We start from the raw sequence: 7,541 nt of genomic DNA on the forward strand, positions 1-7,541 counted from the left end.
ATCTTCGGACACCTCGATTTTGCTGAATTTATTGTCGCATTCTCGATTCTCGGTGTCCACTATTCAGTCTAGCATCAGTTTTTGAGTTCGTTCAATTGACGACTCAGTTCCGCATTCTGTTTTCTTAGTGCGTCCATCTCAGCGTTTCCATGCTCACTCCGGTTTCCTTTGTTCCCGTGCATTCCCTTCATCATGATCAGCATCATGAGGGGACAAGCGAGTGCCAGCAACCAAGCCCAGTCCATTTGACCACCTCCTCCCGGACGAATTGTTTTGAAGCAGTCTCCTTTCTTCTTCGCGCGATTTCTCAGGTCCGATCGGGTCAGAAGCAACATTTCGCGTATCAGAAGGTAATATCCCTGCGGCATCATTCTGCTTCTCCTCCCTTTCCTCTTTTTTCACTTGCGTCGCTTGTCGGCTTTCCTTTCTTAAGAAGACGGATAATCCAACTCCCAACAACATCATCAAAAGATATACGGTTTGTTCCCCTGAGAAACTGAAAATAAACTCTGTTTTTGTATCAAAGAACGTCACCACCATCAATCCCATACCGTAATACGTCAGTGTGTTTAACAGCCACTTTCCCGTGCCCATGAGAAGAGCATTCCGCCATAACCATAGCAACATTGGCAAGGTGATGATCAAGCGATATATATTGACGGGATGGTACTTAAACTCAGGATTTTCAATCGAAATCCCCCATGGAAGCGAAGTGGGCATTCCATACTGCCAGCTGAGCAGGTTGTGTACCAAAACCGCGACAACACCCCCAACTGATAACATATCCCCAACCAACCGCCATGGCACGCCGATTTTCCTCCAACTTCGGTACAAATACAATGCAGCAACGGCAAGCCCAAACCACCATCCGATATCGGTTCCGGGTACCGTCAGCCATAATAACGGGTGCTCCCGTAAGAGAGACGGTGAAAGTAAGATCGGACTCATTTTCCAAACGAAAAATATGATAAGCAGAGCGTTCACCAAAGGTTCGAGAAAGGGTCGATCATGTATATCGGACCGCTTCCATTTCCATTGCATGGCGGCATATCCTGCGAATCCGGAAACCGCCAGCACGACCCAATCCATCCTGATCATAAAAGGACCCAACTGCAAGATGTCCGGCAACGTATCTCCCTCCACACTTTTTTTGTCGATGAGTTCGGTAAGCAAACCTTATGGCAACAGTTTTTTGAATTTAGCTTCCATCGACTGTGGGTCAACAAGTCCGATCACTTGATCGACAATCACACCATCCCCACCCACAAAAAACGTCGTCGGGATCGGCTGAATGCCGTATTTTTGCGAAACTTCTCCTTTATCGTCCAGCAGGACGGGAAACGAAAAACCGTATTCATCTGCGAAAGCCCTGGCTCCTTCAACCGAATCGCTGGCAGTCACATTAATCGCATAAATTTCGATCTTTCCTCTATATTTTTCATAAAGCCGTACCAATTCCGGAGCTTCGATCCGGCACGGCCCGCACCAGGATGCCCAGAAATTCAGAACGACAGGCTTGCCGTCCAATTTTTTCAGCGTATACGTTTGACCATCCAGAGCCGGCAATGCAAACTGCGGCGCTCTATACCCTTTTTTAGGCAGCTCCTCGCGATTGGCAGGCGAAGTTTGAAAGAGGGCAACAATTGCAAGAACGATAATGGCTGCAAGCACCAACCATTGCTTTTTCATGACCCTCCCTCCATTCTTCAGAATGTCCAATACGTCCATGTGTCGCTTACGCCTAAAATGACAAACAATACACCGGCTATTTTTTGAATCCGAATCCCCCAACGTTTGGCCCGTTTCACCATGATACGATCAAAGCCGAAACCTACGGTGAGCGCGGCAAGTAGCAGGAACGGCATGGCTGTCCCTATCGCAAAAACGGGGGGTAAAATACCGCCATATGAAGTTTGCATAGCGAGAGGCATGAGTGAACCGAAGAACAAGACGAACATGGTCGGACAAAAGCCGACCGAAAATGCAATCCCCATCAAAAATGCACCGCCTTTACCCCCTACCCGATCGGCAATGTTTCGCATAAACGAGGAAAAACGAGCACCCAACTGAAAAGGAAGTCGCACCCGCCCAAGCAAAAATAAGCCGATGACGACCAGCAATGGTCCTAACAGTTTCCTCGCAGATGCGAATAGCGGAATAAAGTCGCGGGAAATTTGCTGTCCGAAAAACCAGAACAATACGCCAAATAAGCTGAATAGCACGATTTTCCCTAAAAGATACATAACCGTTTCCGACCAGGAAAGCTTGGCTTGTGCCTGACGGTTGCCAAAATACACGATCGCGGCGACATTCGCCGAGATCTGGCAGGGCGCCACTGAACCGACAAATCCAAGAAACAGCGCGGCCAAAAAAGCAATATTCGAATGTGCTGCACCTAAGAACGGTTCGCTTAAGAAGGAACTGATTTTGCTGAAAAACGAATACATTCTCATTCCCCCTTAGAATCCGGTAAATCCACCGTAAAGCTTGATCAGATAGATCGTAATTTGCGTCATTTTATCCGTATACAGCAAAATCCCCGTCAATATCATCAAAGCTCCGCCGGCTTTCATGAATCCGTTCGAATATTTCAATATCCAACGCAGCTTTCCGATAAAAAAGGCCATAGCAAAAAATGGAAGAGAGAATCCGACGGTATAGGCAAAAGTATATACCACCGCCTGGCCGGGATTGCTTACTCCTAACGCCAGAACGGCAGCCAAAATGGGTCCGACACATGGCGTCCATCCAGCCGCATAAGTGACGCCCACCAAGATGGAACCCAAATATCCAAACGGTTTCCGTTTCCATTCAAACCGCGCATTTTTGAGCAATAATTTAGGTTTAAACACACCGAGCATGATCAGTCCCATGACAACGACCATAATGGCCCCCAATTGCCGGATCACATCCCGATTGCCGGAAAACAAATTCCCTACGAAGCTGGCCGATAGTCCCAAGGCGAAAAAGATGATCGAAAATCCGATGATAAAGAACAAGGTGTGCAAAAATACCTGCTTTTGAAGCAGCCCTTTGCCCTCCTGCAAATCTTTAACCGAAACCCCCGTGATATATGATAAATACGAAGGGTAAAGGGGAAGACAACAAGGTGAAATGAATGATAAAAAGCCTGCACCGAACGCGATCCATACCGTTAAATCAGCAGCATTCATAGCAACCCTCTCATTTATACTACGAATTGTAGTGTTTTTGTTTAAGAAAAAGGCGGGCTTATGAACACCCGCCAAACAGTAGACTGCTCATCAAAAATAACGTCAAAGAAGATAAAAACAATGGTCGGTATAGTGTCAGCGGGACTTCAACTGTTTTTTGCGGTTCCAATAGCTGCTGAATCCGATAATTGATCGCGGTATTCGCAAAATAGACACCCGCCGCGCGGTATTGAACCATTTTTGTGTGATTCGCCAATGTCAACAGTACGTTACCGAGGTCAATCTCGGTTCCCATTTGTTTCACCGCGAAACGGTCAGCCAGCAGTTCTTTCCATGTCTGATAATATTGGGCGGTCGATTTCACGATGGGTAAGTACCCAAATGCATCGACCATTAACGTCGAAAGGAAGAACTTCAGATTGTCGCGGTTACGGCAATGGTACCACTCGTGCAGCAGAATGGCCCGAACTTCGCGTTCATCAAACAAGTCGAACAGCGCCGAGGATACAATGATTTTCGGTTTCCACACTCCCAGAGCGAGAGCGAGAAAAGCATGATCCTCAATAACGATAAACTCGGTATTCCAATGACGATATTTCTTATTCAACCGCTTTGTTAATTTTTGATGTTGTGCCTCGCGAAATCTGCACAGCCATTTACGGGTTAAAACCCACTGCTTTCCGATGCGCCAAGCTATTTTGCCCACAGTGTAGACGATAACCAAGTTGAATACCAGCTTCACCCAAACATGTCCTGACGATTTTTCGCCGATTGCGGTTACGCAGTATTGAATAATATTCCATCGAAGCGGTATGTTCCAGATTTGATGGGCTACATACATCCCCATTTGCAATAGCATAAGGAACCCGAACAGAAGCATCACGGCGTAAACCCACTTGACTTTCGTTTCGGGTTTCATGACTGTTTCCTGCTTTTCATTTCGTTTATTTTCCGTTCAAGCTTGGAAATCAGTTCCGGATCGACATCGTCCAAGGCATCGATCATATGATTGACAACAAGTCCTCCGAATTCCTCAATAAGTCCGTGAGTGACGGCTTTTGTTTGTTCCGCGAGAAATTGTTCTTTGGACAGTACAGCTTCAAAAGATGTAACCCGATTTCTTCCTTTGCCGGTCGTTGTTCTCTTCAGAAGCCCCTTTTCCTGCAAGCGGCTCATGACGGTCATTACAGCATTGAAAGAGATGGGATTTTCCTGGTTTAAAATGGATTGCATTTCCTTGATCGTAATACTTTCAGAAGCCCAAACGATCTCCATAATACGCGCTTCAAGCGGTCCGAAAAAATGATTCAACCCGGATTCATGCATATTGAATTTTTTAATTTTCATTTTCTTCACACCCTTACACTACAAATTGTAGTATACAAAAATTGTCGCTGTCAACATAACGAAACTTTCTTGTCCGTGCTCACAAGTTCTACACATTTTTGCTTTATGATCGAAATGAAGAGACCACAGTACAAAATAAAAAAAGAATGGGGGATAACCATGAAAACCGGTTGGAAATTGAAAAGCGCAGCTGTTGTTGGCGCCATTGCCGTTTTATTGACGGGATGCTTCAACTCCAGCGGTGGTTCGATGGGCGGCATGGATCATTCAAAAATGAACATGGATGATAAATCGGCGGCCCAACAACCAACGAATACGAATACTAGCACCACAGTGAAAGTCGCAACGTTAACCGGTAAAGAGTTTACACTTACAGCAAAAACGAGCAATCAAGAACTTGCACCGGGAATAACGCTGCCGGTCTGGACGTTCAACAATTCCGTTCCTGGTCCGGAGCTTCGTGTAAAACAAGGGGAAACCGTGAAAATCAACCTTAAAAATGAATTGCCTGAACCGGTGACTATTCATTGGCACGGGGTTCCGGTTCCGAATGCGATGGACGGTATTCCGGGCGTTACACAAAACGCGGTTCAACCCGGACAATCGTTCACTTATACATTTAAAGCGGACGTACCTGGAACATACTGGTATCATTCCCACCAAGACAGCGTAAACCAGCTAGACCGAGGATTGTACGGTTCGTTTATCGTGGAACCGAAAGATGGAACCAAAGTAGACCGCGACTATACGCTCGTCCTGGATGAATGGATGAGTACCGGCATGAGCATGTCTGATATGAATATGTCCGGCGGCAACATGTCTAAAATGGATATGTCCAACATGGACCACAGCAAAATGAATATGGGGAATTCGAATAACAAAGGCAGCAATTCGATGGATCATAGTCAAATGAATATGGGACATGATATGAGCATGTACGATTTGTTCACGGTTAACGGCAAATCCGGATCGCTCGTGGACAAACTGCCCGTAAAACAAGGGGAAAAAGTACGAATACGGCTCATTAATGCCGGTTACCTGTCTCATCAAATCCACCTTCACGGACATGAGTTTAAAATTACTGCATCGGATGGCCAGCCGATTCACAATCCGGGTATACTCAAAGATAGTGTCGTCACGATTGCACCAGGGGAACGTTACGATATTGAATTTGAAGCCAACAATCCCGGTCAGTGGCTGATTGAAGATCATGGCGAAAACAAGGCCGTTGCAGGGATGAAAGCCGTAATCGCTTATGAAGGGGTTGCCGCAGGTTCGGATAAACCGAACGACAAAGAAAAACTACCGGTTGTCGATCTAACCCGTTATGGTCAAGCCGGAAAAATGAACTTTACCCTTGATCAGAAGTACACGATGGAATACACGATGAATCTGAATACGGAAATGAAAAATGGCGATATGGTTTATACCATCAACGGAAAAACATTCCCGGAAACCGAACCGATTAAAGTCAAAAAAGGTGATACAGTCAAAGTTCGTCTCGTGAACAACTCCAAGACCGACGACCATCCGATGCACCTGCACGGCCACTTCTTCCAGGTGCTAAGCAAAAACGGCAAACCTTTGGAGGGTTCGCCAGTCATTAAAGATACGTTGAATCTGAAACCGGGTGAAGAATACGTCGTAGCGTTTGAAGCAGACAATGAAGGCAACTGGATGTTCCACTGCCACGACCTGCATCATGCATCGGCCGGCATGGTGACAGAATTGAAGTATACGGACTATAAAACCGACTTTGTTCCAGATCCGAAAGCCGGTAACAAGCCTGAATAATATTCAAATTGTTCTTACTTGATCCCCCTGGGAACGGACGCTCATCCGTTCCCTTTTTGCATGTTCAGTATCGGTTGCATAAGAAATTGAGGCCTATTCCTACTTTCTGATGAGAAACCCCTTTCCCGTAGTTCTGCATATTCTTCTATTATCTTTCCTTGTCGGAGTTTTCTAATAATTTACGTTTATGGTCGAACTCTTCATCACTGAGTTCACCTTTGGCATAACGTTCTTTTAATATCATGAGGGGATAATCTTCCACCTTGCTTTTCCTCATTAACAAGCGGACAACCACGTAAACAGATACGCCAACAGCTAAGATCAACAAAAGTAATCCGAGCACCATCATCATACACATCATGCCCATCATGGAACCATCCATCATCGTTGATCCGTCCATCATGATACATACCTCCCATCATTAGGATTATCATTTTGTGCACCGAGCATTCCTTTAACTTGCCTCGACCTTCTTTGTTAAGCCTTTTCGATCTTCCCCAACCATTGATTTACAATTTCGGTGACGTTACCTAAGCAACAACTGCCTTGCGGATTATTAACCTCACAGCCACAGCGGTTAGCTTGGACGTGCCCGCGAATTTGATCAATGGGATTGACATTTTGCTGAGATGCCTTGAAAAGCTTTTCTCTCGTCCACCCGAAACAGTAACAAACTAAAACATTGGGCGCTTCATCCTTCTGAAACACTGGAACTTTTAGATCCCCTTTGTCAAAAAATGAACCCTCTGTAAAATACACAACAGAACACGAGGAATTGGGGCAAAAGGCAAATGACGCTTCCGGATCGAGTCTTTCCAAAGCAGATGGAATAAGCAAAGCTTTCAGCGTGATAAGCTGCACACTTTTTCTCTTGAAGTTACAAATAGGACATCGCATAACGCTCCGTTGAGAAGCCGCTGAACTTTTACAACAATCGTTCATTCAGATGCACTTCCTTTATTCGAAAAGCGTTTCCGCTTTTTGTAATAGATCCAAACCGCTGCCGCGGCGACCAATGCGGCGCGTAAGAAGTAAAGCGTTTCTTTTCCTTACAAACGAAAGTTAATGGTCGAATCCTTCGCTCATCGCGCCCCTCACATCCCTTTTCCTTGATCGGCAATTTTTGTCCAATTGATTCCCTTGTCCTTGGATACTGGACAGTGAAAAGTTCTTGTCGAAAAATTCATGGGAATAAAGGTTAAAGGTGCATACAGGAAAAGTAACCCA

Annotated in this window: 10 protein-coding genes; 1 reads left to right on the forward strand and 9 read right to left on the reverse strand. The window is 45.5% G+C overall.

Annotated elements, in window-relative coordinates:
* Positions 1-74: 74 nt before the first annotated feature.
* The 7 genes from FS806_RS24565 to FS806_RS24590 all read right to left on the reverse strand — a co-directional run bounded on the left by FS806_RS24565 (position 75) and on the right by FS806_RS24590 (position 4,520).
* Positions 75-206: a hypothetical protein gene (locus FS806_RS24565; RefSeq protein WP_313960618.1), complete on the reverse strand. Its 132-nt coding sequence runs from the start codon at positions 204-206 to the stop codon at positions 75-77.
* Positions 154-1,089, reverse strand: coding sequence for a hypothetical protein (locus tag FS806_RS26910; protein ID WP_260982246.1), 936 nt, complete (start codon positions 1,087-1,089; stop codon positions 154-156). Before FS806_RS26910 ends, FS806_RS24565 begins: the two co-directional genes overlap by 53 nt.
* Positions 1,090-1,176: 87 nt before the next feature.
* Complete coding sequence (locus FS806_RS24570; RefSeq protein WP_019007645.1) at positions 1,177-1,689, reverse strand: TlpA family protein disulfide reductase; 513 nt, start codon at positions 1,687-1,689, stop codon at positions 1,177-1,179.
* 17 nt (positions 1,690-1,706) lie between these two features.
* The gene (locus FS806_RS24575) at positions 1,707-2,447 is read right to left on the reverse strand and encodes an urease accessory protein UreH domain-containing protein (protein WP_019007644.1); all 741 of its coding nucleotides are present in this window, start codon (positions 2,445-2,447) and stop codon (positions 1,707-1,709) included.
* Between the two features lie 12 nt (positions 2,448-2,459).
* The gene (locus FS806_RS24580) at positions 2,460-3,173 is read right to left on the reverse strand and encodes a cytochrome c biogenesis protein CcdA (protein ID WP_144941929.1); all 714 of its coding nucleotides are present in this window, start codon (positions 3,171-3,173) and stop codon (positions 2,460-2,462) included.
* Between the two features lie 58 nt (positions 3,174-3,231).
* Complete coding sequence (locus tag FS806_RS24585; protein ID WP_019007642.1) at positions 3,232-4,092, reverse strand: M56 family metallopeptidase; 861 nt, start codon at positions 4,090-4,092, stop codon at positions 3,232-3,234.
* On the reverse strand, positions 4,089-4,520 hold the full coding sequence (locus FS806_RS24590) for a BlaI/MecI/CopY family transcriptional regulator (protein ID WP_019007641.1): 432 nt from the start codon (positions 4,518-4,520) through the stop codon (positions 4,089-4,091). The genes FS806_RS24585 and FS806_RS24590 overlap by 4 nt, the downstream gene beginning before the upstream one ends.
* 159 nt (positions 4,521-4,679) lie before the next feature.
* Between FS806_RS24590 and FS806_RS24595 the strand changes: the two genes are divergently transcribed.
* On the forward strand, positions 4,680-6,314 hold the full coding sequence (locus FS806_RS24595) for a multicopper oxidase family protein (RefSeq protein ID WP_062494059.1): 1,635 nt from the start codon (positions 4,680-4,682) through the stop codon (positions 6,312-6,314).
* A gap of 148 nt (positions 6,315-6,462) precedes the next feature.
* Here the strand turns inward: FS806_RS24595 and FS806_RS24600 are convergent, their stop codons facing one another.
* Together FS806_RS24600 and FS806_RS24605 are read right to left on the reverse strand one after the other, a co-directional pair.
* The gene (locus FS806_RS24600) at positions 6,463-6,717 is read right to left on the reverse strand and encodes an SHOCT domain-containing protein (RefSeq protein ID WP_062494061.1); all 255 of its coding nucleotides are present in this window, start codon (positions 6,715-6,717) and stop codon (positions 6,463-6,465) included.
* 74 nt (positions 6,718-6,791) lie between these two features.
* A complete protein-coding gene (locus FS806_RS24605) occupies positions 6,792-7,256 on the reverse strand; it encodes a putative iron-sulfur cluster-binding metallochaperone (protein WP_082655296.1) in 465 nt (154 codons plus the stop codon).
* Between the last annotated feature and the right edge of the window lie 285 nt (positions 7,257-7,541).

The sequence above is a fragment of the Paenibacillus sp. 32O-W genome, assembly GCF_007679495.1.
GTDB lineage: Bacteria > Bacillota > Bacilli > Paenibacillales > NBRC-103111 > Paenibacillus_L > Paenibacillus_L residui.

Coding starts and splice junctions, on each gene's coding strand:
- FS806_RS24595 (WP_062494059.1), top strand. CDS start 4,680: ATGAAAACCGGTTGGAAATTGAAAAGCGCAGCTGTTGTTGGCGCCATT.
- FS806_RS24565 (WP_313960618.1), bottom strand. CDS start 206: ATGATGCTGATCATGATGAAGGGAATGCACGGGAACAAAGGAAACCGG.
- FS806_RS24585 (WP_019007642.1), bottom strand. CDS start 4,092: ATGAAACCCGAAACGAAAGTCAAGTGGGTTTACGCCGTGATGCTTCTG.
- FS806_RS24600 (WP_062494061.1), bottom strand. CDS start 6,717: ATGATGGACGGATCAACGATGATGGATGGTTCCATGATGGGCATGATG.
- FS806_RS26910 (WP_260982246.1), bottom strand. CDS start 1,089: ATGGATTGGGTCGTGCTGGCGGTTTCCGGATTCGCAGGATATGCCGCC.
- FS806_RS24575 (WP_019007644.1), bottom strand. CDS start 2,447: ATGTATTCGTTTTTCAGCAAAATCAGTTCCTTCTTAAGCGAACCGTTC.
- FS806_RS24570 (WP_019007645.1), bottom strand. CDS start 1,689: ATGAAAAAGCAATGGTTGGTGCTTGCAGCCATTATCGTTCTTGCAATT.
- FS806_RS24580 (WP_144941929.1), bottom strand. CDS start 3,173: ATGAATGCTGCTGATTTAACGGTATGGATCGCGTTCGGTGCAGGCTTT.
- FS806_RS24605 (WP_082655296.1), bottom strand. CDS start 7,256: ATGAACGATTGTTGTAAAAGTTCAGCGGCTTCTCAACGGAGCGTTATG.
- FS806_RS24590 (WP_019007641.1), bottom strand. CDS start 4,520: ATGAAAATTAAAAAATTCAATATGCATGAATCCGGGTTGAATCATTTT.